We start from the raw sequence: 24,007 nt of genomic DNA on the forward strand, positions 1-24,007 counted from the left end.
AGGGTCTGCTTAGCGGTACACCGCCGCTGTCTTGATTGATCTACCATTCGGAACAGCTATTTATCCGAACCAGGGAAAAGGAGGTTATCAACGGCGTGGTTCGTCGATAACAAAAAGGGAACAAGATTCTAAGAGTTGTTTGCGCTAATAACTATTAGCATCTACGTTTATTTTTCTGGGCTCGTGGGGATCTACTCATGAGGCCAGTCACTCAGCACGCGATAAAACATAACTCATATAAGGATAGATAAATGAGAACGCAGATTATTTTTACCGTGGATATTGATTCCCTTCCGTCCGAGGGGGGCAGCTTCGATGCTCCTGTGGCGGTTGCTCATCCCAGTATGCTCGTCAGCCAGGATAACGGCGCCTCGACCTCTCACGACGGCGATTATCAGGTGCCGGTCCCGCAGGAAGAGCAGATCCAGATCTGGCTGGAGGATGTGAGCCGGCGCCCAAGCATCGTGATTGCACCGGTTCGGTTCATCGCGCATACCTGGAAAGACGGAGACGGAGTTAAGACCTTCGTGACGGGGACGCCGACCAATCCTGACACACAGATCAATGTGCTCGGAGACGACAAACCGCTCAGCCTGCCCTCGTTCATGGAGAGGCACGCCGAGGAGTATGGGTTCGATTATGCGGCCACGCAGCCTCTGTGGGCCGACGATAGCGCGCCGTTCACCGCCTACTGGAAAGATGGAGGGGTGATGGCGGGACAGGACGGCCAGGCCACAATGCCACGCATCCACAACCCCTACGTGACATTCGACATCGGGAATTCTGCCGGGCTCCTGAACTACGGGCTCGAGTTCGCGGTGTACGTGAACGGCAACTCCAGGGGATATTTCTGGTTTGATCCGTACATCAACGTTCGCTCCTGACTGGTCAGGAAACAGTCGGTGCCGTGTTGAAAGGGGGCTTCGGCCTCCTTTTTTTTTGCGTTTCAGGGCGGTGGTATTTTAAGGGGGAAAAGGGGATACCGCATCGGTCAACGCTGTCAGTTTGAAGTGGCTTGAGAATGGTCAATAATGGCGGGATAGCGCATGAAATCAGCGTATGTCACAACATGCCCAGCGCATCGCTGCTACTATACGGAAGACCATTACCGCAGTTTTACCGAGCTCAGGGTGAACCATGAATGAAACCGAATTGACCCGCCTGCTGAAGGCCGGGCCGGCACGTAGTTGCTGTATCCCGCCCGACGCCCAGTTAGCGCTGGAGCTGTCGGCCCGGCGGCTGGGGCTGGACTTTTATCTGGTCGATTTCAGCGGGGTCGACGCCAAGGCCTCCTGCATCGCGCAACTGGCCGGTGCGCTGGAGTTGCCGGCCTGGTTCGGGCAGAACTGGGATGCCCTGAGCGATGCCCTGACCGAGCCGGCGCTGGTCGATGGGCGAGGCATGGTGCTGTGCCTGCAACAGGTGGAGCGCTTTGTCTGTCGCGAGCCGCCCGGCTGGTTGACCCTGCTCGATATCATGAGCGAGGCGGCGGAATATTGGGGGCAGCAGCACAAGCCGTTCTGGTGCGTGGTGCTGAGCACGTCTCCGGCCCTGGTGTCGGTGCCGGTGCTCGCCAACCATTAATGCTGCACATACTTTGAACTTTGGCGCCGACATCGGTATCCTTGGCGGCCTGTGGCGATATCGCCATATCTTGTTCCGCTAACAGTGAGTCTGCTCCTTGATTTCCACCAACAACATTACCATGCAGTTCGGCTCCAAGCCGTTATTTGAAAATATTTCCGTCAAATTCGGCGACGGCAACCGCTATGGCCTGATCGGCGCCAACGGTTGCGGCAAGTCCACTTTCATGAAAATACTGGGCGGCGATCTGGATCCCACCGCCGGTAACGTCAGCCTGGACGCGAACGAACGCCTGGGCAAGCTGCGCCAGGATCAGTTCGCCTACGAAGAGGCGCGTGTGCTGGACGTGGTGATGATGGGACACAGCGAGCTGTGGGCCGCCATTCATGAGCGCGACGCCATTTACGCCAACCTGGAGGCCAGCGACGACGACTACATGAGAGCGGCGGAGCTGGAAGGCAAGGTGGCGGAGTACGACGGTTACACCGCCGAGTCGCGCGCCAGCGAACTGCTGCTGGGGGTGGGTATTCCGCTGGAACAGCATAACGGCCCCATGAGCGAAGTGGCACCGGGCTGGAAACTGCGGGTGCTGCTGGCGCAGGCCCTGTTCTCCAACCCCGACATCCTGCTGCTCGACGAGCCGACCAACAACCTGGATATCGACACCATCCGCTGGCTCGAAGACGTGCTCAATGAGCGCAACAGCACCATGATCATCATCTCCCACGATCGTCACTTCCTGAACAGCGTCTGCACCCATATGGCGGATCTGGACTACGGTGAGCTCAGGGTTTACCCGGGCAACTACGACGACTACATGCTGGCTGCCACCCAGGCCCGGGAGCGGCTGCTGTCCGACAACGCCAAGAAGAAGGCCCAGATTGCCGATCTGCAATCCTTCGTTGCCCGTTTCAGCGCCAATGCTTCCAAGGCGCGCCAGGCCACCTCTCGTGCCAAGCAAATCGAAAAAATCAAGCTGGAGGAAGTGAAGGCGTCCAGCCGGCAGAACCCCTTTATCCGCTTCGAGCAGGAGAAAAAGCTGTACCGCAACGTGCTGGAGGTGGAGCAACTGAGCAAGGGATATGGCGACGGCCCCCTGTTCAAGGGGCTGAACATGCTGGTGGAAGTGGGGGAACGCATCGCCGTCCTCGGCACCAACGGCATCGGCAAGTCGACCCTGGTCAAGACCCTGGTCGGTGAGCTTAGCCCCGATCAGGGCCAGTTCAAGTGGTCCGAAAACGCCACCATCGGCTATTACGCCCAGGATCACGCCGCCGACTTCGATAAGGATCTGACGGTGTTTGAATGGATGAGCCAGTGGCAGCAGACGGGCGACGACGAGCAGACCATCCGCGGTGTGCTGGGCCGGCTGCTGTTCGGCCAGGACGACATCAAGAAGAAGGTGGGGGTGCTGTCCGGAGGCGAGCAGGGCCGCATGCTGTTCGGCAAGCTGATGCTGCAGCGGCCCAATATCCTGGTGATGGACGAGCCCACCAACCACCTGGACATGGAATCCATCGAGTCTCTGAATATGGCGCTGGAGCTGTATCAGGGCACCCTGATCTTCGTGTCCCACGACCGGGAGTTCGTGTCGTCCCTGGCCACCCGTATCCTCGAGCTGAGTGAAAACGGCGTCCGCGACTTCAGCGGCAGCTACGAGGAGTACCTGCGCGAGCAAGGGGTGGTGTAAATCGGCCGGATGAGTGACGGCTGATGGTCATGCCCGCGAAGGCGGGCATCCAGGAACAGACCGCATCACCGGCAAATAGCCTGTAGCTCCCCCGCCTTCGCGGGGGACAGCGCTTATGGTACCCGGCTGGTATAGTTAAAGCCGTGCGGCGCGGAAACGGCAGCGCAACAACCTCCGCTGCCCCTTGTCTAGCTCACCCGCCGATAGCCCTGCTCCACGCCGCCCTTGGCCAGTACCCACTGCCACAGCTGGATATCCCGGGCACGGAAGGCGCCGGCGCAGGCCAGCAGGTAATAGCGCCACATGCGATAGAAGCGCTCGCCCAATGGTTCCCGGAAGCGGGGCCAGGCCTGCTCGAAGTTGGCGTGCCAGGCCATCAGGGTTTTGTCGTAGTCGGCGCCGAAGTTGTGCAAATCTTCCACCACGAACAACCTGTCCACCGCATCGCCTACCTGGCCAATAGACGGCAGCTCGCCGTTGGGAAAGATGTACTTGTCTATCCAGGGATCCGTGTGAAGGCGGCGTTCGTTCTTGCCGATGGTGTGCAGCAGGAAGAGGCCGCCATCCTTCAGACAGCGATGAGCCACTTCCATGTAGGTGCGGTAGTTTTTGTGGCCTACGTGCTCGAACATGCCCACGCTTACCACCCGATCGAATGGCTCGTTCAGGTCCCTATAATCCTGTAACCGGAATTCCAGCGGCAGTTCGGGGTAGCGTTGCCTGGCCCACTGAGCCTGCTCCCGGGAGATGGTCACGCCCACGCATTCCACCCCGTAGTGTTCGGCGGCGTAGCTCATGAAACTGCCCCAGCCGCAGCCGATGTCCAGCACCCGCATGCCGGGTTCGAGCCCGAGCTTGCGGCAGATCAGATCCAGCTTGGCGTCTTGTGCCTGCTCCAGGGTGGTGGCGTTTTGCCAGTAGCCGCAGGTGTAGGTCATGCGCGAGTCGAGCATGGCGGCGTAGAAATCGTTGCCCAGATCGTAGTGGGCTTCCCCCACCTGCCAGGCCCGCTTGCTGGTCTGGCGATTGAGCAGCCGGGCCTTGAATGCATGGAGCAGCAGGCGTGAAGGCTGCACTTTCCGGTGCAAATTCGCTTTCAACAGCCGGTAGATCAGCTCGTCGGGTTGCTGGGCGTCCCAGGCGCCGTCCATGTAGCTCTCGCCCAGCCCCAGACTGCCCGTGGCGAAGATGCGCTCCGGCACGCCCGGCGCCTTCAACTGCATGTCCCAAGGCTGGGGACCGTTAACTTCAATACCGGCTCCGGCCAGTAATTCCTGCCAGAGTCGGTGCAGACTGGAATCTTGATAGAGAAAAGCGGTGTCTGTCACACCCGTATATTCAGCGCCACCCATAAGGACTACCTCTTGCCATCGTTCAAGCGGAGCCGGCTCAATGGTTGCAACACAGTGTCCGCACCCAGGGTCGGCTTTTTGGAGTTCTGTTATTTTATTAAAGGACAGTTTTTTCCACTTTTGTAGTTTGGGTCACATTTTTATCGAGTTGTTTTATTTGTGGTTTTTAATTTTTTATTAACCAATGCCGCCTGCTGTCGGACGGACGGGACGTCCGGGGCCGGATCAGCGCAGCACCAGGAGTGGCACTCGAACGGTGCGGATCATGGCGGTAGTGGTGCTGCCCAGCAGCCAGCGGCGCAGGCGGGAGTGGCCGTAGGCGCCCATCACCATCAGGTCGATGCCGTTGTCCCGCTGATACCGGGGCAGTACCAGCTCCGGCTCGCCGGGGAGGAGCAGAGCGTATGCCTCGGCCCCGGCCTTGGTCAGCAAGGCAAGGGCGTCGTCCAGCAGGGCACGGTGTTCGCCATTGTCCGCCCCCACCAGCACCAGGTGCAGGTCCAGTCCCTGGAACAGGGGGCTCAGGGCCAGCAGCTCGAGCCCCTTGCGGGTGTCGGCACTGCCGTCGTAGGCCAGCATGACCTTTTGCGGGACTCTGAACTCCGGCCGGGCCACCAGTATGGGTTGGTGCAGGACGCGGATCACCTGCTCCACCTGGTTGCCCAGGCGGGCGAGGGACTCGCTGCTTTGTTCACCGTGGTCTCCCAGCACCAGCAGCCGCTCGTCCTGCTCCAGCTCGACCAGGCTGTCGACCAGGGCACCGTGACGTTGCAGGCAGTCCACCCAGACAACCCCGGCCGCCAGAACCCGCTCCCGGGCGGCGGCGAGGATAAGCTTGCCTTGCTCCACCGCCAGCCGGCTGCGCTGTTCGTCCAGGCGGGACAGCTCCTGGAGCAGTTCCCGTCGGGCCTCCATGCCCAGGTAACCGCTGAAATCGGCCTCGTGGATGTACTGGCTTTGATCCAGCACGTGCAGCAGGGTCAGCGGTGCGGACAGGCGCAGGCTGGCCCAACTTGCCAGGTCGCACACGGCGGCGGCCTGGCGGGAGCCATCGAGACAGGCCATCAGTTGAGTGATCATGATTTTCCCCCCGGTTGACAGCGAGCCCGGTTGCCGGGCCCTTGGATACAGTGTAATGCGCCTTCGGCCGGGGGACGGGATCAGGGGCGAGCCGGCGTGAGCAGACTGTCCATCAGCCGGTCTTTCTCCTGCCAGATCAGGGTGACCCATTGCTGGATCTCCCGGCGCAGCGCCTCGTCGCCCTGGTAGTCGCCCCGGCTGAAGTGGGCCGGGATGGGCTTTTGCTCCACCCGGACTATCACGTGCCTGAGGGTGCCGCACATCATCCCCCAGAAGGAGGGGGCACCGTTCGGGTAGACAATGGTGACGTTGGTCAGGGCGTCGAACCGGTCGCCCAGGGCCTGGATGGCGAAGGCCAGGCCGCCGGCCTTGGGCTTGAGCAGGTGGCGGAAGGGGGATTGCTGGCGCCGGTGCTTGTGGGGCGTGAAGCGAGTGCCCTCAAGAAAGTTCATCACGCTGCTGGGGGTACGGGAAAACTTCTCGCAGGCCTTGCGGGTTTCCTTCAGATCCTCGCCGGCCTTTTCCGGGTGGCGGGCCAGATAGGCCCTGGAATAGCGGCGCATAAAGGGAAAGTCGAGCGCCCACCAGGCCTGGCCGACGATGGGCACATAGGCGAGCTCCTGCTTGATAAAGAACTTCAGCAGCGGCGCCTTGCCGTGATAAAGCCGGTAGAGCACGAAGATGTCGACCCAGCTCTGGTGGTTGGCGCCGAGCAGCAGCCAGCTGTCCTTACCGGTGCGGCCGAGGCCTTCGATATCCCATTGTATCCGGTAGACCCGGTCCATCCACCAGAGGATACCGGCTATCCAGAGCCCGGCGATGGAGTGGATGGCGGGCTCGGCCAGCCGGGCCGAGCCCCTGGCCGGCAGCAGCAAACGCAGCAGGATGAAGGCGTAGAGGAAAACGCCGAGAAAGAGGGTGTGGAACAACAAGGCCAGGGCGCTCACGGCGCCGAGCAGGGGCGATCCCTTGATGGTCGATGGCTGAGTCACGTTGAAGTCCTGTTAACGGAATGAGTCGGGCGTTATGGTAGAGAAAGCGAAAGGAGGCGGCAACTCATCTTACCAGTCGGGCGGCTGACGGGCCTGTGGCGTCAGTGGTCAGCCGGATGCGCCCTGTAAACAGAAGACCATTCTGGTATGCTAAGCCGGTTTGTATCCAAGCAAGTTTCTCCCGAGGTGTTGCTGCCGGCGGTATTGGCGGGTCCCTTTATGGTAACTGGCATCTTTGTTCAGCAGGGTTTTGTCCTGGTGCAAATAGGCTGGAATCCCGCCTGGCCAGTTGCTTTATTGCCTATGGCGCCATGCATTGGTTGAGCTCAATGGTTGCGGGTGCCTTGGTGGACAGGTTGCCGGTGATCAGCACTTTGTGGTCGGAGGTGTGCGGGACCGAATGCACTGGCGCCACTCGCCCCTCGATGACCTCCCTGATGTTTTCCACCGCCGCCGTGCCCTGGCGGTTTGGATTGCTGATCGATGTCGGGCTGAACGATGTCTGGCTCTTCAGTCTTGCCGCGGGCCTGGCGCTGTTTGCCGGCTTACTGGTTCTGCCCGTTACCCCATCTCTCTGGCCCCTACTGAACAGGAACAACCATGCGTTTGATAGCCACCCTTAATCGTGAGCTGTTTACCCCAGAACTGCGCATTCTCGAACGCCGCGCCGCCCGCGGTATCATTATGCGAGACCATGATATCCTGTTGCTCTATACCCGCCGCTATAACGATTACAGCCTGCCCGGGGGGGGGCTCGACGACGGGGAGGCTGTGCTCGCCGGCCTGCATCGTGAGCTGGCGGAGGAAACCGGCGCCCGGGATATCCGGGTCGAGCGGGAGTTCGGCATCCTGGACGAGTACCGGCCCTGGTACAAGCCGGAGCACGACCTGATGTTTATGCGCTCCTACTTTTACGAGTGCAGCGTGGCCGAGTCTCTGGGCGCGGTCAGGATGGAAGATTATGAAATCGCCAACGGTATGGAGGTAAGATGGATGAATATTCACGATGCCATCGCCCACAACCATGGGGTGATGGCGGCGAGGGAGGCGTCCATGGGCCTGTCCATCGCGCGGGAAACCCTGATCCTGGAACTGCTGGTCCGTGAGCGGCTGGCGCCGTCACCCAGCCTGGCCCTGGCCGACTGAGACGACGGTGCTGTGCCGCTGAATACTGGCCTGAGGAGGAAAAGATGCCGACCGAACAACAACATGGAGACCTGAAGCAGCGATTGCTCGCCCAGCGGGAGAGCCTGCTGGGCGAGGTAGCATCGTCCCGGGAAAGTACCGAGCCGGTGCAGCTGGATCAGAGCAGTGTGGGGCGTTTGTCGCGCATGGACGCCATCCAGGCCCAGCAGATGCAGCAGGGGCTGGCCGGGCGGCGCAAAGAGCAGTTGCTGCGCATCGGGGCGGCCTTGAGAAGAATGGAAAACGGAGACTACGGCTATTGCCTGGGCTGCGGCGAGGATATCGATGCCCGACGGCTGGACATCGATCCCGCCACCACCCTTTGCATTGATTGCGCCGAAAAGCGCCAGGGCTAAAAACCGGACGGTCCAGGGACGGAACCGCTCCGGAAACGTGGCTTATTACAGCAAGCTATCCTTGTGAGCGGAGCATGACCGGGCCGGAGCCCGGCCATGGTGTTCTCAGCGCAGTACCAGCAGCGGCACCCGGGCCGAGCGGATCATGGCGGTGGTGGTGCTGCCCACCAGCAACTGGCGGATACGGGAGTGGCCGTAGGCGCCCATCACCATCAGGTCGATACCGTTGTCCTGCTGATACTGGGGCAGGGCCTTGTCGACCTCGCCGGCGACGATGGCGGCGTGCGCGTCGATACCGGACCGGGACAGGGTGTCCCTGGCCCAGTTGATCTGCTCCCGGTTGTCGTCGGTGTCGGCGCCCACCAGCACCACGTGCAGCTCGAGCCCGTTGAACAGCGGGCTCTTGGCCAGCATCTCGACACCCTTGCGGGTGGTGGCGCTGCCGTCGAAGGCCAGCATGATCTTTTGTGGTGCACTGAACTCGCCCTGGGTCACCAGAATGGGGCGGTGCAGGGCGCGGATCACCTGCTCCACATGACTGCCCAGATGGGCATAGACCGAGGCCGACTCCTCGCCATGGCGGCCGAGCACCAGCAGCCGGGTGCCGGGTTCGAACTCCACCAGGGTTTCCACCAGCTCGCCATGGCGCTGCAGGGTGGCGGGCTCGCTCACCCCCGCTTCAATGGCACGGGCGCGGGCCGCGTCGAGCATGATACGGCCCTGCTCCTTGGCCAGTTTTCCGCGTTTTTCGTCCAGTGCCGCCAGTTCTTCCAGCAGATGCTCCTGGCTGCCCAGGCCGATGCTGCCGCTCAGGTTGCCCTTGGGTTGCTGGTTTTCCCGATCCAGTACATGGATAAAGCTCAGCGGAGCCTCGAGGCGCAGGCTGGCCCAACTGGCGTAATCACACACGGTGGTGGCGTAGCTGGAGCCGTCGATACATGCCAATACATTGGTGGTCATAGTCATTCCTCTCTTAGTGGCCCATCAGCTTTTCTACCGCTTTCGGATCGTTGTGAACAGCGAAACGGTCCACAAGTGTGGCGCTGGCCTCATTCAGGCCGATCATTTCCACTTCGGTGCCTTCCCGGCGGAACTTGATCACCACCTTGTCGAGGGCGCTGATGGCGGTGATGTCCCAGAAATGGGCCCGGCTCAGGTCGATACGCACATGGCCTATCACCTCCTTGAAGTCGAAAGAGGCGATAAATTGCTCGGCGGAGCTGAAGAACACCTGGCCCACGACTTTGTACTCGCGGCTGTTGTCGTCGGTTTTTTCTGAGCCCACATAGAGGATCTGCCCCACCTTGTTGGCGAAGAACAGGGCGCTGAGCAGCACACCTACCAGCACGCCGTAGGCCAGGTTGTGGGTAAAGACTACCACCACCACGGTGGCGATCATCACCAGGCTGGTACTCTTAGGGTGGGTTTTAAGATTGGTGATGGAGCCCCAACTGAAGGTACCGATGGATACCATGATCATCACCGCCACCAGGGCCGCCATGGGAATTTGCGAGACCCAGGGGCCGAGGAAGACCACCAGGATCAGCAACACCACGCCGGCCACCAGGGTGGACAGCCGGCCGCGGCCGCCGGATTTTACGTTGATGATGGACTGGCCGATCATGGCACAGCCGGCCATGCCGCCGAGCACACCGGTGGCCAGGTTGGCCAGGCCCTGGCCCTTGCATTCGCGGTTCTTGTCGCTCTGGGTGTCGGTCAGGTCATCCACTATGGTGGCGGTCATCATCGACTCCAGCAGGCCCACCACCGCCAGGGACAGGGAGTAGGGGAAGATGATGGCCAGGGTGTCGAGGTTGAGCGGCACGTCCGGCCACAGGAACACCGGCAGGGTATCGGGCAGCTCGCCCATGTCGCCCACGGTGCGTATATCGATACCGAAGGTGATGGCCACTATGGTCAGTACCACGATGCATACCAGGGGGGAAGGCAGCAGCTTGCCCACCACCGGCACCAGCGGCAGCAGATAGATGATGCCGAGGCCGGCGGCGGTCATGGCGTAGACGTGCCAGGTGACGTCGGTCAGCTCCGGCAACTGGGCCAGGAAGATCAGGATGGCCAGGGCGTTGACGAAGCCGGTGACCACGGAGCGGGACACGAAGCGCATCAGCTCGCCCAGCTTCAGGTAGCCGGCGATGATCTGCAGCACGCCGCACAGCAGGGTGGCGGCCAGCAGGTATTCCAGGCCGTGGTCGCGCACCAGGGTGACCATCAGCAGCGCCATGGCGCCGGTGGCGGCGGAGATCATGCCCGGGCGGCCGCCGGCGAAAGCGATCACGACCGCCATGCTGAAGGAGGCGTAGAGGCCGACCTTGGGGTCGACCCCGGCGATAATGGAGAAGGCGATGGCCTCGGGGATCAGGGCCAGGGCAACGACCAGGCCGGCGAGCACGTCTCCTCGCACGTTAAAGAACCAGGTTTGCTTGATGCTGGGTAACATTGTTGTTGTTCCAAGGTTGTGGGTAAACGCAGTCCATACCAGGCCGGCACCAGGAGCGGGCGCAGCGGTACGGGATTCAAATTTTCGGGTAAGGCAAAGCGCTCGCATGGGGCGAGCAGAGACACCGCGGGGCGCGGTAAAAGTAGGGCCTGAAGGCTAGGGTGGCGTAATCGCTTTATTCAAAAATTTCATAAAAGTTTAATTTTTTATAAGCTCTGTTCGTTAGGCAGCGGCTATTATAGGTGGCCGGCCATCCGGGGACAAGACCGAATCCCGCCTTGCGGGGAGTCTGTCACTCGGACTGCGATCGGTTGCTGGCAGATATAATGGCATTGATTTTGCTTGCATTAAGAGACGACAGCTTTGGATGATGACACACCGAGAGGGGATCTATGAATAATAAACGGATGCTGGGCAGCAAGGTACTGGATGTGCTTCAGCATATTGGCCTGATTATCGTCGCCATTTCTACCGTGGTGGCGGTAGGGATCGAAGTCAACACCATGTGGCAGGCCAGAACCGTGACCCTGGCCGATCTGTTGCTGATGTTTATCTACCTGGAAGTGCTGGCCATGGTGGCCATCTACCTGCGTTCCGGCAAGTTGCCCATTCGCATTCCACTCTATATCGCCATCGTCGCCTTGGCCCGGTATCTCATCCTGGACATGAAGGGCATGGACAGCTGGCGGCTGATCACGGTGGCGGGCGCCGCCCTGGTGCTGGCCGTGGCGATACTGGTGATCCGCTTTGGCCATATCCATTACCCTTACGACAAGGACGAAGGCGGGCACTAAACCGCAGGGACCGGGGACCGGCAGGATGGGCTTGGCCCTGTTTGTCGTCAAGGGGTTCGGTACGGAATCCCTAATCCCGGTACATTCACCCGGCCTGCTCTATCACATGGCGGGCAAAGCCGCTGCCTGCTTCTTCGTAGATGTTGAAGATATCGTCGGCGCCCATGTCGCGCAGCTGGGCGCCTTCTTCCGGGTAACGGATGATGGCGGCCACCCGGCCCTTGAAATCGGCCTGGTGAATTTGCTCCAGGGCATAGAGGTTACCGGCGTGGTTGGGCATGGCGAGGAAGATATAATCCAGCTGGCCGTTGATATTGGTCTTGTCCCAGAAGTCCGAGTCGGAAGCATCCCCCTTGATGGCGTTGATGTTCAGCTCCTGTAGCAGCGCCACCTTTTTTTCGTCGCTGTCGATGCCGAGCAACTGGCCCCGGTAGTGACGTTCCAGCTCCATATAGGCACCCTGGCCGATGCGGCCCATGCCGACGATCAACACCCGGGCATCGCCCAGTTGGATGGGCATATCGTCCGGATGCAGGCGCCGCTTTTCCTGGGGCCGGAAGCGAGTGAGCAGCCGGCGATAGATGTTTTCGTTATGGCTGTTGAGGGGAGCGGCCACCACGAAGGAAATGGCGAGGGCAATGGAGGCGACGATGACCCAGTCGTTGCTGAGCAGCCCCTGTTTGGCAGCCAGCGCCGCCACGATCAGCCCGAATTCGGAATAATTGCTCAGGCTGAAGGTAGCCAGTAGCGAGGTACGCATGCGCAGGCCGCAACGGGCGTACAGCAGGTAATAGAGCAGGCTTTTCGCCGGCAGCACCAGCAGCAGGATGGCCGCAATCCACAAGGCGTCGGTGGTGGGCATACCGTTCAGGCCGATGCTGAGGAAGAAGGCGACCAGAAACAGCTCTTTCATGTTGAAGAAGGACTTGGCCAGGGCCGAGGCGCTGTAGTGGGGGGCCAGCATCATGCCGATGATCAGCGCGCCCAAGTCTCCCTTGAGCCCGACCAGCTCGAAGCCGCCCACGCCCACCACCAGCGCCAGGAACACCGCGAACAGGGTTTGCAGCTCGCCGTGGCCGGCCCGCTCCAGAATACGATAAAACAGTGGCCGCAGCAGCGGCAGTATCACCAGCAGGCTGAGTGCCCAGGGGCTGGGGATCTTGCCGCTGGAGGCGGTGAGAAATGCCACCGCGAACAGATCCTGCATCACCAGCACCCCGATGGCGATGCGGCCGTAGAAGGTGTTCATGTCGCTGCGCTCTTCCAGCACCTTGACCGCGAACACCGTGCTGGAGAAGCTCAGGGCAAAGCCCATCAATACTGCCTGGCGCCATTCCAGCTCCATGGCCAGGCTGAAGCCTATCCACTTCACCAGCAGCAGCACCCCGGTGAACAGCAGGGTGGAAAGCAGGATATGGCCGCTGGCCGTGCCCCAGACTTCCTTCTTCAGCAGGGTCTTGATGTCCAGCTTGAGCCCGATGCTGAACAGCAGCAGGGTTACCCCCAGGTTGGCGAGGGTATCCAGGGTAGCGTTGGCCTCATAGCCCAGGGCGTTGAGCACGAAGCCCGCCGCCAGAAAGCCGATCAGCGGCGGCAGGTTGATCAGATAAACGGCCAGGCCGCAGCCAAAGGCGATAGCGATAAAAATGGGATCCATGAAGTTGTCTTATTGGTATTTAGAACAGGTCGATCTCGGCGACGGAAGGGTAGACATGCTGGGGACGGAAGGGCATCTTGTCAATATCCGCGATCTGGCTGACGCCGGTGAGCACCAGCACCGTTTCCAGCCCGGCCTGGAAGCCGGCGAGAATGTCGGTGCGCAGGTTGTCGCCCACGATCAGGGTGTTCTCGGAATGGGCGTCCATGTGGTTGAGGGCGGCGCGCACTATCCAGGCGCTGGGCTTGCCCACGTAAAAGGGCTTCTTGCCGGTCATCCGCTCGATGGGGGCACACAGGGCGCCACAGGCCGGGTGCATGTGCGGGCCGTGGGTATCCGGGTTGGTGGCGATAAAGCGGGCACCGCCGGCCACGAATTTGGCCGCCATCTGGATCATGCTCCAGTTGTAGTTGCGGGTTTCGCCCACCACCACGAAGTCGGGATCGATGTCGGTGATGGTGAAGCCGGCCTTGTACAGCTCGTGGATCAGGGCCCCTTCGCCGATGACGAAGGCCTTTTCACCGCTCTGGCGCTTGAGAAAGTCGGCGGTGGCCATGGCCGAGGTGTAGAAACAGCTCTCCGGCACCATGATGCCGGCGGAATAGAAACGATTTTGCAAGTCTTTGGGGGTTTGCGCCGGGTAATTGGTAAGAAACAGCAGGTTCATCTCCTGCTCCAGTACGCGCCTGATAAAGGCATCGGCGCCCGGGATCAGATCATTGTTGTGCAGGATGACGCCGTCGATATCACAGATCAGGTTCTTTTTATTCATTCGCTCTCCTTATCGCCAGTCGGTTCCGGCGTTGTTCCCACTGTCATGGCAGCTTATGACAAATTGATGACAAAGGGTAAGGGTTTTATGACGCTCTGATACAAGCGAGCAGGGGCCCCAACTGGTTGATACGGGTCTGGATGGTGGCGGCCCGGCGCTGGATATAAGCCGAGGGGCGGCCGGCGTGGTAGACCCTGGGATTGGGCAGTACGGCGGCCAGCTGTGCCGCCTGCTGGCGACTCAGGTTGGCGGCGGGGGTATTGAAATAGGCCTGTGCCGCCGCCTCGGCGCCGTAGATGCCGGGTCCGAATTCGGCGATATTCAAATACAGGGTCAGGATGCGTTCCTTGGGCAGCATAAGTTCCAGCATGGGGGTGTAGAGCGCCTCCAGCACCTTGCGGCTGTAGCTTCGTCCCGGCCACAGATACAGGTTCTTGGCGGTCTGCATGGTGATGGTGCTGCCGCCGCGCAGCCGGCCTTCGCTGCGGAACTCGTTGAGCACGTCGCCGAAGGCTTTCCAGTCGAAGCCCCGGTGGCGGCAGAACAGGTTGTCCTCGGAGGCGATGACCGCCATCTTCAGGTGATTGGAAATACGTGCCGACGGTTGCCAGTCTTTAGCCAGGCCTTCGCCTTCGAAGAGCCGGATCACCATCAGCGGGGTCACCGGCACCGGCACATGGCGGTAGGCCAGGGTGAGCAGCAGCGGCGCCAGTACCAGCAGGGCGGCGAGCCAGAGTAAACAACGCTTGAACAAACGTATCATCAACATAAAGTCCGTAACTGGAGCCTGGCGGGCAGGCACATCACTTTTTGACCAACCGGTTATATTTTCGCAATGACGGCGGCCGGATTTTTGTTATCTTTAAGGTATCCGGGAGCAAGGGAGGAATGCCATGTCCACGTTTATCAATGGATTACCCAAGGTTGAGCTGCATCTGCACATAGAAGGAACCCTGGAGCCGGAGATGGTCTTTGCCCTCGCCGGGCGCAATGGTATCACCCTCGATTATGCGGATGAAAGGGCGCTGAAGGCCGCCTACGATTTCAAGGATCTGCAGTCCTTTCTCGATGTCTACTATCAGGGCATGCAGGTCTTGCTGACCGAGCAGGATTTTTTCGACATGACCTGGGCCTACCTCGAGCGGGCCCATGCCGAGCAGGTGCGCCATACCGAAATTTTCTTCGATCCCCAGGCCCATACCGACCGGGGGGTACCCCTGGCCGCGGTGATCGGCGGTATCCACCGGGCGCTGGAACAGGCCCGGCAGCAGTGGGGCCTGACCAGCCGGCTGATCATGTCGTTTCTGCGGCACCTGTCGGAGGACAGTGCCTTCGAGACCCTGCACCATGCCGAGCCTTTTCGCCACCAGCTGTCGGGCATCGGGCTGGACTCTTCCGAAAAAGGCAACCCGCCGACCAAGTTCACTCATGTGTATGCCGCGGCCCGGGAGCAGGGTTTCCGGCTGGTGGCCCACGCCGGTGAAGAAGGACCGGCCCAGTATATCCGTGATGCGCTGGATATCCTCAGGGTGGAGCGCATCGATCACGGGGTGGCGGCGGCGGGGGACCGGCATCTGATGGAGCGGCTGGCCCGGGAGCGCATTCCGCTGACCGTCTGCCCCCTGTCCAACCTCAAGCTCAGGGTGGTGGAGCGCATGAGCGAGCATCCCATGTTGAGGCTGCTGCATGCGGGAGTGTGCGTTACCGTCAACTCCGACGATCCGGCCTATTTCGGTGGTTACATGAACGCCAACTATCGGGCTTTGCAGGATGGGCTGGGCGCCACCGACGGGGAGCTGTTGCAGATGGCGCTGAACGGCGTGGAGGCGTGCTGGCTGTCGCCGGAAGAAAAGGCGGTGCTGGCCCGGGAGATCCGGGCCCACGGGGAGGCCGCGGGGATTAAACTCAAGCACTAGTACTAAAGCTATGGCGCCGGGTGCCGATACAGAGCCTAACGGTTAACAGGAGACATCTGGCGTGCGCATTCTCACCTTGGTGGCGGGGTTGACCTGGTGCTCGGGCGCCTGGGCCCAGCCCCGTACCTTTATCGCGGATATTGAACAGTCCTTGTGGCGGCTGACGTCGGACTCGGCGGTGGAATGCCGCCTGGAACACCCCATTCCCGGTTTCGGTACCGGCGCCTTTGTCAGCCGGGCCTCCAAGAACATCAACCTGGTATTCGAGCTGAACCCCTTGCGGGCGTTGCCGCGCACCCAGTCCGCCGCGCTGAAGAGCGAGCCGCCTCACTGGCAACCGGGGCGGGGGGCGCGCAACCTGACCCGGGTGACCTTCTATCAGCAGTTTGACGCCATGGTGGAACAGCAGTCTGCCTGGCTGATGCTGGACGAACTGAGCGAAGGCCGTTGGCCGACCTTCTATTTCGATGACTGGTACCGTAATAACCAGACCACGGGAGTGGGGCTGTCGTCGGTCAATTTCCGCGCCCGTTACGCCGCTTTTCTCGACTGCCAGCACAACCTGCTGCCCTATGGCTTTGAAGACATCGCGTTCAGTGTGCTCAACTATGTCAACAATGCCGATGAACTGACGGCCCATTCCAGCCAGCGGTTGGCGATGATTGCCGAATACGTCAGGGCCGATCCCCATATCGGCGAGGTCGTGATCAACACCTATACCGACAGCTTCGGTAGCGAATACCACAATAAACAGCTTTCCCAGCGTCGGGCCGAGGCCATCAAAGGTCGCTTTATGGAACTGGGCCTGCCTTCAAACGCCATCTCGCTCGAAGGACACGGTGAGCGTCGTCCCATCGCCGACAACAGCACCCCGGAAGGGCGGGATATCAACCGTCGGGTGGTGATAAGCCTGGGCCGCGATCGCCTCTGAGCCGTTTCACCGGACACGAGAGCATTGGCTTTTGTGAGCGGCTTAGGTAGTTTATGGCCTTTGCTTTTCTTGGGGACAATAGAATGATCTGGTTGATGTATCTGGTTTTGGGGGCCTTCGCCGGCACCCTGGCCGGACTGTTTGGTGTGGGCGGCGGGCTGATCATAGTCCCGGTGCTGATCTTCAGTTTCAAGTTGCAAGGCATCGGCGGGGATTTGGTGGCGCACATGGCGGTGGGCACTTCGCTCGCGACCATCATGTTTACTTCCCTGAGCGCCATTCAGACCCACCATAGCCGCAAGGCCATCGATTGGCGGCTGGCGGCGTTGCTGTCGGCGGGTATCGTGTTCGGAGCCTGGCTGGGCGGCTTTACCGCCGACAAGCTGTCGGGTTTGCACCTGCAGAGGCTGATCGGGCTCTTCGCCTGGGCCATGGCGGCACAGATGCTGTTTCATCTGGTACCCAAAGGCGGCGGCGGCCTGCCCCGCAAGCCGGTACAGGTGGCGGTAGGCGGCGTTATCGGCTGGGCCTCGGGTATCTTCGGTATCGGCGGCGGCTCCCTGACGGTGCCCTTCCTCAGTTGGTGCTCGGTACCCATGCAGCGGGCGGTGGCGGTGTCGGCGGTATGCGGTTTTCCCATCGCCCTGGTGGGGGCGCTCAGCTATGTGGTACATGGCCTGCCGCATCAGGATCTGCCCGCGGAGGCCTGGGGTTATGTGTATCTGCCGGCGATGATAGGTATCAGTCTGGCCAGCATGCCTTTTGCACGCTTCGGCGCCATCCTGGCCCATAAACTGTCGGCCAGGGCACTGAGACAGGCCTTCGCCGGCTTCCTTATTCTGGTGGGCGCCAAGTTTCTGTTGTTCCCGGGCTGAAGGAAAGATTGATGGGGACTGGGGACTGGGGATTATCCGGTTTCCAATCCCTAATCCCTAATCCCTAATCCCTAATCCCTGTTTTCTGTTTTTCCCGCTCTATCAGCCAGTCGTCGGTTTTAGCCACCAGCCAGAGCACCAGCAGGCCGGCGACCACCAGCAGCAGATAATGCATCCACGCCATTATTTTCCCCTGATCCGGCGGATGCCGGCTTCGTAACGACCCTCATCTGAGTCCACCTGGGTCTGGAAGTACTTCAGGAACCACATGTATTGCTCCGGCCAGTCGGTCAGCAGGGCCTCGATTTCCGCGTTCATGGCCCGGGTATCGGCATGAAGATCGGCGGTGGGGTAGGGGGCCATGGCCGGACGGATAATGAGCTCGTAACGATGCTGCTCGGTATTGTAGACCGAGAGTACCGGCAACACGGTGGCGCCGGTGAGTTTAACCAGCTTGGGCAGGGCCGGCAGGGTCGCCTTGAGCTCGGCGAAAAAAGGCACGAACAGGCTGGCTTCCCGGCCGTGATCCTGATCCGGCAGATAAAAGAAATGCTTGCCGTCCCTGATGGTCTTGATCACCGACTTGATGCCGGCATCCCGCTCGTAGACGATACCGCCGAAGCGGGCCCGCTGACGGTTGATAAACCAGTCGAATACCTCGTTTTTGGCGCTGTGCATCATGGTGCACATGGGCAGGCCGAGGGAGTTGAGGTAGAGGCCGCCGGCGTCAATGGCCCAGGTGTGGGGGATCATGAAGATGATCTTGTCGCCGCTCGCCAGGCAGGCGTCCAGGTGTTCCCGGCCCTGCACCCTGAAACGGCCTTGCAGGTAGCTTTTGCTGCGGGCGGTCCACTCCCCGTAGCCGAAAAAGCCCATCAGCCCGGCGCGAATGGAGTGGTGCAGCATTTGCTCCACCTCTGCCTCGGGCAGTTCGGGAAAACACAGCCTGATATTGGTGCGGGCGATATAGCACTGTTTTTTAGCCAGCTTGACCAGCAGCGGGGTCAAGGCGGCGGCCAGGCGGTCACGCAGCCTTACCGGCAGCCAGGCCAGTAGCCACAATGCTGCTATGGCCAGCCAGGTCGGCCAGTATGCGGGGTGCAGATAACGGGTTTTAAACGCTTGGTCATAAACGGGATCGTGCCCGGACATAACATCATCCTCATAACGACAAGTCGGCCAGTGTAAGAAAAAAACTCGGCTAAATCACCTGTTGCGCTTGGGACGGAAGTAATCCCGGTTCAGATAGAAGGCGGGATCTTCATTGTCCGGCCACCAGCCCGGGATACCGAGCAGTGGCACCGGCAGCAGTGGCCGCGGTCTGTCAAACAGCGCGCTGTGCTCCAGCTGGGCACTCAGCCGGGCATCGAGCAGGGGGTAGCGTTCATGAGTCGGGAGGCGGAAAAAACTGGCTTCCATTTCCACCAGTACCGCCTTACCGGTGAGGCCGATAAAGGGGGACAGAGCCTGTTCATAGAGGGCGTGACCGAAGATGAAGGGCTGCCAGTCCCGGCCCCAGCGGGGACGCCGGGCAAGAAAGAGCTGCTGCCAGTCATGCTCATGCAGCAGGGGCTCGATTTCGAGGCGCTCGGGGACGGCCAGGATCAGGCCGCATTCGTCGAAATGGGTGAGCCGGTCGCGCCGGGGCGTGCGCCGGCGGAGTCCGCCGCTCTCGATATCGTCCATATGCAGGCGGTTGAGCAGGGCTTTGGTACGGGGAAACAGGTACCAGATCAGCGCCCCGAAGAAGTCGTGCCAGTTTTCCGCGCGAGTGGGCACCATGCCCCGGGACACGGCCTGTTCGTAGCCACAGCCGAGTTCGGAGAAGTGGCCGTCATCGATAAATCGTACTGGCAACCGTGTAGCCAGCAGCCGGTTAAGCTCGCTCAGGGGCGGCCACCGGGTATCTTCTATCGGTACCAGCCCGCCCAGGGCGGCGAGTATGGCGTTACGCTTGGTAAAAGCAGGGTCCCAGTCCATTTTTGCTACCTAAATGGATTAAAACGGCAGAGCATACCCCGACTCGGCGCCGAGATCAGGATAAAATGAGCGATAATTCTTGGTATCAACCCATTTCCCGGCGTCGCAGGCTTGGATAAGATAGCGCCGTCGAATTCTGCCGCACCGAGGAGTGTGCTGATGAAATGGTTGTTTTCACTGGTATTCGTTATGAGTTTGATGACCCCGAACGGATATGCCCAGACCCCGGGCACCGACGACGTCAAGATAGGTGACAAGTGGCTGCTCGGCCGGGTGGAGTGGTTGTGGCTGCCAGTGCTGGGCGATAATGTCAAGGCACGCATCGATTCCGGTGCCAAGACCTCGTCCATGAGCGCCACCGAAATTGAGGAGTTCAGGAAGGACGGCAAGCGCTGGATTCGCTTCAGTTTCAACCACAAGAACCACCTGGAGCAGCTGGAAGCCCCGCTCAGCCGCTATGTGCGCATTCGCCAGGCCAACAGCAGGAAGCTGGACCGGCGGCCTGTCATCCTGTTGCCGGTGCAACTGGGTGGTATGGAGAAAGAAGTGGAGTTCACCCTGAAGGATCGCACCCGCATGATCTACCCGGTGCTGCTGGGGCGGGAGTTTATGGCCAAGGATGTGCTGATCGACCCCTCCCGCCTCTATATCCAGCCTGTACGGGAGGAGTAGGCTTCAAGCCTCCGGCCTTCAGCGTCCCCGCATATGGACCGCCCGGTAGATGCACAGGGCGGCCCCGCCCCAGGTAATGCCCAGCCCGATCACCATCATGATAATAGCCCCTGTGGTCATGCGCTTGCCTCCTTCTTGCTGGCGGTATTGATGGTGATGGCCACGACCAGCATCACCGCTATCATGCCCCAGCCCATGAATAGGATTTCGCTGTTGGAATAGCCACCGTAGTTCTCCCGGAAGGCGCCGAGGATGTTGCCGAACAGGATCACTACCAGCATGGCGACCGACACATACTTGATGCAGACAAGCCACCAGGCACCGACGGCAAAGTCGGACAGGCGGTTGGCATGGTCGCGGAAGTCTTCCAGCCGGCACAGCCAGCCCACCAGCAGCAGTTCGAGCAGGCAGGAGCCGAGCAGGGCGATGTTGTTGATAAAGTAGTCCACCAGATCCAGCAGCAACAGGCCGCCCCGGGTAATGAACAACAGGCTTACCACGAAGCCGACGCCGCAGAAGACGGTGGCGGTCCTGGGACGGCTCCAGCCCAGCTTGGCCATCAGCCCCGCGGTCACCGCCTCGGCGATGGAAATATGGGAACTGATGCCGGCGAATACCAGGGCCAGGAAGAACAGGGGGCCCATGATGCCGGGGGCGGGCAGCAGGTTGATCGCCGCCGGCAGGGTGACGAAGGCCAGGCCCACGCCGGAGCTGACTACTTCGGTCAGCGCCTTGTCCTGGGCCATGGCCATGTAGCCCAGGGCCCCGAAGATCAGGATGCCGGCCAGCATGGAAAAACCGCAGTCCATCAGTGCCGTCATGGAGGCGTTGTTGTTGATGTCCGACTTTTCCGGCAGGTAGCTGGCATAGGACAGCATGATGGCGAAGCCCACGCTCAGGGTGAAGAAGATCTGGCCATAGGCGGCGGACCAGACCTTGAGATCCCAGATCTTGCTGAAGTCGGGGGAGAACATCCAGTTGATGCCGTCCACCGCCCCGGGCAGGAAGATGATGCGGCCGATCAGCACCAGCACCAGCAGGAACAGCAGGGGCATCAACACCTTGTTGATCCTCTCGATCCCGCCCTTGACGCCTCTGTAGGTAGCGAAGTAGGTGGCGGCCCAGGCCAGGCACAGGGGGGGCAGCAGGTGCCACTGCAGGCCGCCCAGGCTGGAGGGGGCATTGTCGCCGGTGAGCCCCAGGAACTCCCCGAAGAAGAAGGCATTGCTGTCATCGCCCCAGGACTGGCCGACAGCGAAATAGACATAGGAGATGGCCCAGGCGATCACCACCACATAGTAGAATGCGATGATGGCGGAGATCATCACCTGGAACCAGCCCAGCCATTCGAAGCGGGCGTTCAGGGCCTTGAGGATACCGGGCGCGCCGGTGCGGTATTTGTGCCCCAGGGTGAACTCCAGGATCATGAAGGGGATGCCGGCGGTGAGCAGGGCGAACAGGTAGGGGATGAAGAAGGCCCCGCCCCCGTTTTCGTAGGCCACATAGGGAAAACGCCAAATATTGCCCAGCCCCACGGCCGAGCCCACGGCGGCCAGCACGAAGCCGGCGCGGGTACCCCATTGTTCTCGTTGCATAAAACGACTCCTTGAGCAGGCTCTTTGCTTCTAAGGATAGATAAGGCGGGAGGGAGCGCACATTTTTGTTGTTGCGCAATTGTTGAGGCGAGGGATGGCGCCATCCGGGGGCCGGCGCCGGCCCAGTGTGCCGGCCGGGGCGCGAAGGTGCGGCCGGTGCCGTTACCTATGCGGAGCAGAGCGGCCCCCGGCAGGCCTTGGCGGGGGCTTGGTGCATAAAATTTCAGCTGTGCTGGATATTTAGATTTTAATGAAATTTATTAATAGTTGACCCATAACGTCCTTTGTTTTTAATTTGTTAAATCTTTATTAAACAGTGGGTTGATGGTTTCATTTAATACATTAACCATTAGAAAAGCTAATTTTATAATCGAATAAAAGTTGGTTGAGCCGGCCGGTCCGCCTCACTATCCTGTGGCCAGAATCACATCAGGAGGCGCATCATGAGCTCAATCAACTATCACCACCACGATCTTGTCAGCACCGAACAGCATGCCGCCGAACCCGGCCTGCTGGCCACCCTTGGCCTCTGGCTGCAACGCAGCCGTACCCGTCGCCAGCTGTCCGAGCTGCCGACTTACCTGCTGAAAGACATCGGCCTGAACGAAGCGGATCGCTACCAGGAAGTCAGCAAGCCGTTCTGGCAACAGTAATCATCAGCAAGGATGCGCCGATAAAAAAGCCGCCGGATAATCCGGCGGCTTTTTTGCGTTATGGCGTCGCGGCTTAGCCGAGCAGGAAGAAGTAGAAGGCCAACAGGCCGACACAGACCAGATTCAGGAAAAAGCCGGCTTTCATCATGTCGCGCTGGCGAATAAGGCCGGAGCCGAACACGATGGCATTGGGCGGGGTCGCTACCGGCAGCATGAAGGCGCAGGAGGCGGATACCGCGATGACCGAGGCCACCATCACCGGTGTCAGTCCCAGGCCTTCGGCCACCGCCACGAATACCGGGATCAGCAGGGCGGCGCTGGCGGTGTTGGAGGCCAGCTCGGTGAGGAACACTACGAAGGCGGTGATGGCCAGCAGGATCACGAAGGGGTTGGCATTGCCCAGCAGTTCGGCCAGGTGATGGGCCAGAAACAGGCTGGTGCCGGTTTCCCGCAGGATATGGCTCAGGGTCAGGCCCCCCCCGAACAGCAGCAACACGCCCCAATCGGTGTGCTTTTCAATATCCTTCCACTCGGCCACCCGGCTGATGCCGATCAATATGATGGCCAGCAGCGCCACCAGAGTATCGAAGGCGGCGAGGTTGCCGAGGGCGGCGGAAACCGGGCCGGAAAATATCCAGAGGGCTACCGTCAGGATAAAAATGCCCAGGGTGAGCTTGCGTTTGCCGGTCCAGCCGATATGTTCCTGCACCAGCTCGATGCGCTCGCCCAGTCGGGGACGGAACAGGACAAAGAGCACCCCTATGGCCACCGGCAACAGCAGCAGGGTGATCGGCAGCCCCAGGGCCATCCAGTCGCTGAAACTCAAGCCCACCTCGGCGGCGGCAATGGCATTGGGCGGGCTGCCGACCAGGGTAGCGATGCCGCCGATGCTGGCGCTGTAGGCGACCCCCAGCAGCACGAACACGAAGGTGCTGCGATGTTTTTCCTCATCCAGGCAGGAAAGCAGGCCCAGAGCCAGCGGCAACATCATGGCGGCGGTGGCGGTATTGCTGATCCACATGGACAGGAAGGCGGCGGTCACGAACAGCAGCAGCACCGCCGTGCTCAGCCTGCCTTTAGCCAGCATCAGGATACGCCCGGCGATCAGCCGGTCGAGCTGCTGGCTGTGCATGGCGGCGGCCAGGGCGAAGCCGCCGAGAAACAGGAATATGATGGAGTTGGAAAAATTGCTCAGGGCGGCATTGGTGTTGAGGATGCCGAGCAGGGTTGCCAGCAGCGGCACCAACAGGGCGGTAATGGTAATATGCACGGCTTCGGTCAGCCAGAGCACGGCAATAAAAGTGAGCAGGCTGAGGCCCTTGTTGACGTTATCCTCGAAGGGCAGGGTCGTAAGCAGGATCAGGAACAGGGCGCTGTTGGCTATCAATATGCCCCACTTGGCCCTGATATTAACAGTTTGCTGCGAAAGTTCTCCAGACATGTTTATTTCTCGTTATGTTATTGT

The 24,007-nt window shown here is 60.6% G+C and carries 25 protein-coding genes; 12 read left to right on the forward strand and 13 right to left on the reverse strand.

Translation table 11 applies throughout. The features are described 5' to 3' along the window. The first annotated feature begins 251 nt into the window (after positions 1–251). The 3 genes from ACEVBK_RS09220 (at position 252) to ACEVBK_RS09230 (ending at position 3,274) form a co-directional block, all read left to right on the forward strand. Positions 252–884 (forward strand): hypothetical protein, encoded by a 633-nt coding sequence (locus ACEVBK_RS09220; RefSeq protein WP_375058302.1) that lies wholly within the window; start codon positions 252–254, stop codon positions 882–884. Positions 885–1,137: 253 nt separating this feature from the next. Further along, positions 1,138–1,584, forward strand: coding sequence for a barstar family protein (locus ACEVBK_RS09225; RefSeq protein ID WP_375058303.1), 447 nt, complete (start codon positions 1,138–1,140; stop codon positions 1,582–1,584). Positions 1,585–1,681: 97 nt separating this feature from the next. Beyond that, positions 1,682–3,274, forward strand: a complete 1,593-nt coding sequence (locus ACEVBK_RS09230; protein WP_375058304.1) for an ABC-F family ATPase — start codon at positions 1,682–1,684, stop codon at positions 3,272–3,274. 188 nt (positions 3,275–3,462) lie between these two features. On the opposite strand, the gene cfa is transcribed toward ACEVBK_RS09230, so the two are convergent. The 3 genes from cfa to ACEVBK_RS09245 form a co-directional block, all read right to left on the reverse strand. Next, entirely contained in the window at positions 3,463–4,602 is a 1,140-nt protein-coding gene (cfa, locus tag ACEVBK_RS09235) for a cyclopropane fatty acyl phospholipid synthase (RefSeq protein WP_375058305.1), read from the reverse strand. A 249-nt stretch (positions 4,603–4,851) separates the two neighbouring features. Continuing rightward, positions 4,852–5,706, reverse strand: a complete 855-nt coding sequence (locus ACEVBK_RS09240) for a universal stress protein (RefSeq protein ID WP_375058306.1) — start codon at positions 5,704–5,706, stop codon at positions 4,852–4,854. Between the two features lie 80 nt (positions 5,707–5,786). Beyond that, the gene (locus ACEVBK_RS09245) at positions 5,787–6,698 is read right to left on the reverse strand and encodes an acyltransferase (RefSeq protein WP_375058307.1); all 912 of its coding nucleotides are present in this window, start codon (positions 6,696–6,698) and stop codon (positions 5,787–5,789) included. A 437-nt stretch (positions 6,699–7,135) separates the two neighbouring features. On the opposite strand from ACEVBK_RS09245, the gene ACEVBK_RS09250 reads away from it, so the two are divergent. The 3 genes from ACEVBK_RS09250 to ACEVBK_RS09260 are packed head-to-tail and all read left to right on the forward strand — an operon-like array spanning position 7,136 to position 8,239. Further along, positions 7,136–7,321, forward strand: a complete 186-nt coding sequence (locus ACEVBK_RS09250) for a hypothetical protein (protein ID WP_375058308.1) — start codon at positions 7,136–7,138, stop codon at positions 7,319–7,321. Beyond that, on the forward strand, positions 7,299–7,844 hold the full coding sequence (locus tag ACEVBK_RS09255; RefSeq protein WP_375058309.1) for an NUDIX domain-containing protein: 546 nt from the start codon (positions 7,299–7,301) through the stop codon (positions 7,842–7,844). The genes ACEVBK_RS09250 and ACEVBK_RS09255 overlap by 23 nt, the downstream gene beginning before the upstream one ends. A gap of 44 nt (positions 7,845–7,888) precedes the next feature. Then, positions 7,889–8,239, forward strand: a complete 351-nt coding sequence (locus tag ACEVBK_RS09260) for a TraR/DksA family transcriptional regulator (protein WP_375058310.1) — start codon at positions 7,889–7,891, stop codon at positions 8,237–8,239. A 105-nt stretch (positions 8,240–8,344) separates the two neighbouring features. Here the strand turns inward: ACEVBK_RS09260 and ACEVBK_RS09265 are convergent, their stop codons facing one another. Both ACEVBK_RS09265 and ACEVBK_RS09270 read right to left on the reverse strand, forming a co-directional pair. Beyond that, positions 8,345–9,199, reverse strand: a complete 855-nt coding sequence (locus ACEVBK_RS09265) for a universal stress protein (RefSeq protein WP_375058311.1) — start codon at positions 9,197–9,199, stop codon at positions 8,345–8,347. Positions 9,200–9,212: 13 nt separating this feature from the next. Continuing rightward, positions 9,213–10,697, reverse strand: coding sequence for a SulP family inorganic anion transporter (locus ACEVBK_RS09270; RefSeq protein ID WP_375058312.1), 1,485 nt, complete (start codon positions 10,695–10,697; stop codon positions 9,213–9,215). Positions 10,698–11,089: 392 nt separating this feature from the next. Here ACEVBK_RS09270 and ACEVBK_RS09275 point away from each other — a divergent pair, with 392 nt between their 5' ends. Then, positions 11,090–11,491, forward strand: a complete 402-nt coding sequence (locus tag ACEVBK_RS09275; RefSeq protein WP_375058313.1) for a phosphate-starvation-inducible protein PsiE — start codon at positions 11,090–11,092, stop codon at positions 11,489–11,491. Positions 11,492–11,576: 85 nt separating this feature from the next. On the opposite strand, the gene ACEVBK_RS09280 is transcribed toward ACEVBK_RS09275, so the two are convergent. The 3 genes from ACEVBK_RS09280 to mtgA form a co-directional block, all read right to left on the reverse strand. Continuing rightward, complete coding sequence (locus ACEVBK_RS09280; RefSeq protein WP_375058314.1) at positions 11,577–13,148, reverse strand: cation:proton antiporter; 1,572 nt, start codon at positions 13,146–13,148, stop codon at positions 11,577–11,579. A 19-nt stretch (positions 13,149–13,167) separates the two neighbouring features. Further along, complete coding sequence (locus ACEVBK_RS09285; RefSeq protein ID WP_375058315.1) at positions 13,168–13,920, reverse strand: HAD-IIA family hydrolase; 753 nt, start codon at positions 13,918–13,920, stop codon at positions 13,168–13,170. An 85-nt stretch (positions 13,921–14,005) separates the two neighbouring features. Beyond that, on the reverse strand, positions 14,006–14,683 hold the full coding sequence (mtgA, locus tag ACEVBK_RS09290; RefSeq protein WP_375058316.1) for a monofunctional biosynthetic peptidoglycan transglycosylase: 678 nt from the start codon (positions 14,681–14,683) through the stop codon (positions 14,006–14,008). A 130-nt stretch (positions 14,684–14,813) separates the two neighbouring features. Between mtgA and ACEVBK_RS09295 the strand changes: the two genes are divergently transcribed. From ACEVBK_RS09295 to ACEVBK_RS09305, 3 genes are all read left to right on the forward strand, one after another. After that, entirely contained in the window at positions 14,814–15,836 is a 1,023-nt protein-coding gene (locus tag ACEVBK_RS09295) for an adenosine deaminase (RefSeq protein ID WP_375058317.1), read from the forward strand. 61 nt (positions 15,837–15,897) lie between these two features. Then, the gene (locus tag ACEVBK_RS09300) at positions 15,898–16,767 is read left to right on the forward strand and encodes an OmpA family protein (protein ID WP_375058318.1); all 870 of its coding nucleotides are present in this window, start codon (positions 15,898–15,900) and stop codon (positions 16,765–16,767) included. An 83-nt stretch (positions 16,768–16,850) separates the two neighbouring features. Next, positions 16,851–17,642 carry a sulfite exporter TauE/SafE family protein gene (locus ACEVBK_RS09305; protein ID WP_375058319.1) on the forward strand — a complete coding sequence of 264 codons (792 nt, stop codon included), beginning with the start codon at positions 16,851–16,853 and terminating at the stop codon, positions 17,640–17,642. Positions 17,643–17,825: 183 nt separating this feature from the next. Here the strand turns inward: ACEVBK_RS09305 and lpxM are convergent, their stop codons facing one another. After that, entirely contained in the window at positions 17,826–18,794 is a 969-nt protein-coding gene (gene lpxM, locus ACEVBK_RS09310; RefSeq protein ID WP_375058320.1) for a lauroyl-Kdo(2)-lipid IV(A) myristoyltransferase, read from the reverse strand. Between the two features lie 54 nt (positions 18,795–18,848). After that, the gene (locus ACEVBK_RS09315; RefSeq protein WP_375058321.1) at positions 18,849–19,622 is read right to left on the reverse strand and encodes a DUF3025 domain-containing protein; all 774 of its coding nucleotides are present in this window, start codon (positions 19,620–19,622) and stop codon (positions 18,849–18,851) included. Positions 19,623–19,820: 198 nt separating this feature from the next. Here ACEVBK_RS09315 and ACEVBK_RS09320 point away from each other — a divergent pair, with 198 nt between their 5' ends. Further along, on the forward strand, positions 19,821–20,294 hold the full coding sequence (locus ACEVBK_RS09320) for an ATP-dependent zinc protease (protein ID WP_375058322.1): 474 nt from the start codon (positions 19,821–19,823) through the stop codon (positions 20,292–20,294). A gap of 18 nt (positions 20,295–20,312) precedes the next feature. Here ACEVBK_RS09320 and ACEVBK_RS09325 read toward each other — a convergent pair whose 3' ends face one another. Both ACEVBK_RS09325 and ACEVBK_RS09330 read right to left on the reverse strand, forming a co-directional pair. After that, the gene (locus ACEVBK_RS09325; RefSeq protein ID WP_375058323.1) at positions 20,313–20,414 is read right to left on the reverse strand and encodes a MetS family NSS transporter small subunit; all 102 of its coding nucleotides are present in this window, start codon (positions 20,412–20,414) and stop codon (positions 20,313–20,315) included. Further along, the gene (locus ACEVBK_RS09330) at positions 20,411–21,889 is read right to left on the reverse strand and encodes a sodium-dependent transporter (protein ID WP_375058324.1); all 1,479 of its coding nucleotides are present in this window, start codon (positions 21,887–21,889) and stop codon (positions 20,411–20,413) included. Before ACEVBK_RS09330 ends, ACEVBK_RS09325 begins: the two co-directional genes overlap by 4 nt. A gap of 443 nt (positions 21,890–22,332) precedes the next feature. Here ACEVBK_RS09330 and ACEVBK_RS09335 point away from each other — a divergent pair, with 443 nt between their 5' ends. Further along, positions 22,333–22,542: a DUF1127 domain-containing protein gene (locus ACEVBK_RS09335; protein WP_375058325.1), complete on the forward strand. Its 210-nt coding sequence runs from the start codon at positions 22,333–22,335 to the stop codon at positions 22,540–22,542. A 73-nt stretch (positions 22,543–22,615) separates the two neighbouring features. Here the strand turns inward: ACEVBK_RS09335 and ACEVBK_RS09340 are convergent, their stop codons facing one another. After that, entirely contained in the window at positions 22,616–23,983 is a 1,368-nt protein-coding gene (locus ACEVBK_RS09340) for an SLC13 family permease (RefSeq protein ID WP_375058326.1), read from the reverse strand. Positions 23,984–24,007 lie beyond the last annotated feature (24 nt).

Source organism: Zobellella sp. DQSA1, from assembly GCF_041950555.1.
Classification (GTDB): Bacteria; Pseudomonadota; Gammaproteobacteria; order Enterobacterales; family Aeromonadaceae; genus Oceanimonas.

Bases quoted from the DNA above. Each gene is read 5' to 3' on its own strand.
- ACEVBK_RS09220 (WP_375058302.1), top strand. From the start codon at position 252: ATGAGAACGCAGATTATTTTTACCGTGGATATTGATTCCCTTCCGTCC.
- ACEVBK_RS09225 (WP_375058303.1), top strand. From the start codon at position 1,138: ATGAATGAAACCGAATTGACCCGCCTGCTGAAGGCCGGGCCGGCACGT.
- ACEVBK_RS09240 (WP_375058306.1), bottom strand. From the start codon at position 5,706: ATGATCACTCAACTGATGGCCTGTCTCGATGGCTCCCGCCAGGCCGCC.
- ACEVBK_RS09250 (WP_375058308.1), top strand. From the start codon at position 7,136: ATGTTTTCCACCGCCGCCGTGCCCTGGCGGTTTGGATTGCTGATCGAT.
- ACEVBK_RS09255 (WP_375058309.1), top strand. From the start codon at position 7,299: ATGCGTTTGATAGCCACCCTTAATCGTGAGCTGTTTACCCCAGAACTG.
- ACEVBK_RS09260 (WP_375058310.1), top strand. From the start codon at position 7,889: ATGCCGACCGAACAACAACATGGAGACCTGAAGCAGCGATTGCTCGCC.
- ACEVBK_RS09265 (WP_375058311.1), bottom strand. From the start codon at position 9,199: ATGACCACCAATGTATTGGCATGTATCGACGGCTCCAGCTACGCCACC.
- ACEVBK_RS09270 (WP_375058312.1), bottom strand. From the start codon at position 10,697: ATGTTACCCAGCATCAAGCAAACCTGGTTCTTTAACGTGCGAGGAGAC.
- ACEVBK_RS09275 (WP_375058313.1), top strand. From the start codon at position 11,090: ATGAATAATAAACGGATGCTGGGCAGCAAGGTACTGGATGTGCTTCAG.
- ACEVBK_RS09280 (WP_375058314.1), bottom strand. From the start codon at position 13,148: ATGGATCCCATTTTTATCGCTATCGCCTTTGGCTGCGGCCTGGCCGTT.
- ACEVBK_RS09285 (WP_375058315.1), bottom strand. From the start codon at position 13,920: ATGAATAAAAAGAACCTGATCTGTGATATCGACGGCGTCATCCTGCAC.
- mtgA (WP_375058316.1), bottom strand. From the start codon at position 14,683: ATGATACGTTTGTTCAAGCGTTGTTTACTCTGGCTCGCCGCCCTGCTG.
- ACEVBK_RS09295 (WP_375058317.1), top strand. From the start codon at position 14,814: ATGTCCACGTTTATCAATGGATTACCCAAGGTTGAGCTGCATCTGCAC.
- ACEVBK_RS09305 (WP_375058319.1), top strand. From the start codon at position 16,851: ATGATCTGGTTGATGTATCTGGTTTTGGGGGCCTTCGCCGGCACCCTG.
- lpxM (WP_375058320.1), bottom strand. From the start codon at position 18,794: ATGTCCGGGCACGATCCCGTTTATGACCAAGCGTTTAAAACCCGTTAT.
- ACEVBK_RS09315 (WP_375058321.1), bottom strand. From the start codon at position 19,622: ATGGACTGGGACCCTGCTTTTACCAAGCGTAACGCCATACTCGCCGCC.
- ACEVBK_RS09320 (WP_375058322.1), top strand. From the start codon at position 19,821: ATGACCCCGAACGGATATGCCCAGACCCCGGGCACCGACGACGTCAAG.
- ACEVBK_RS09325 (WP_375058323.1), bottom strand. From the start codon at position 20,414: ATGACCACAGGGGCTATTATCATGATGGTGATCGGGCTGGGCATTACC.
- ACEVBK_RS09330 (WP_375058324.1), bottom strand. From the start codon at position 21,889: ATGCAACGAGAACAATGGGGTACCCGCGCCGGCTTCGTGCTGGCCGCC.
- ACEVBK_RS09335 (WP_375058325.1), top strand. From the start codon at position 22,333: ATGAGCTCAATCAACTATCACCACCACGATCTTGTCAGCACCGAACAG.
- ACEVBK_RS09340 (WP_375058326.1), bottom strand. From the start codon at position 23,983: ATGTCTGGAGAACTTTCGCAGCAAACTGTTAATATCAGGGCCAAGTGG.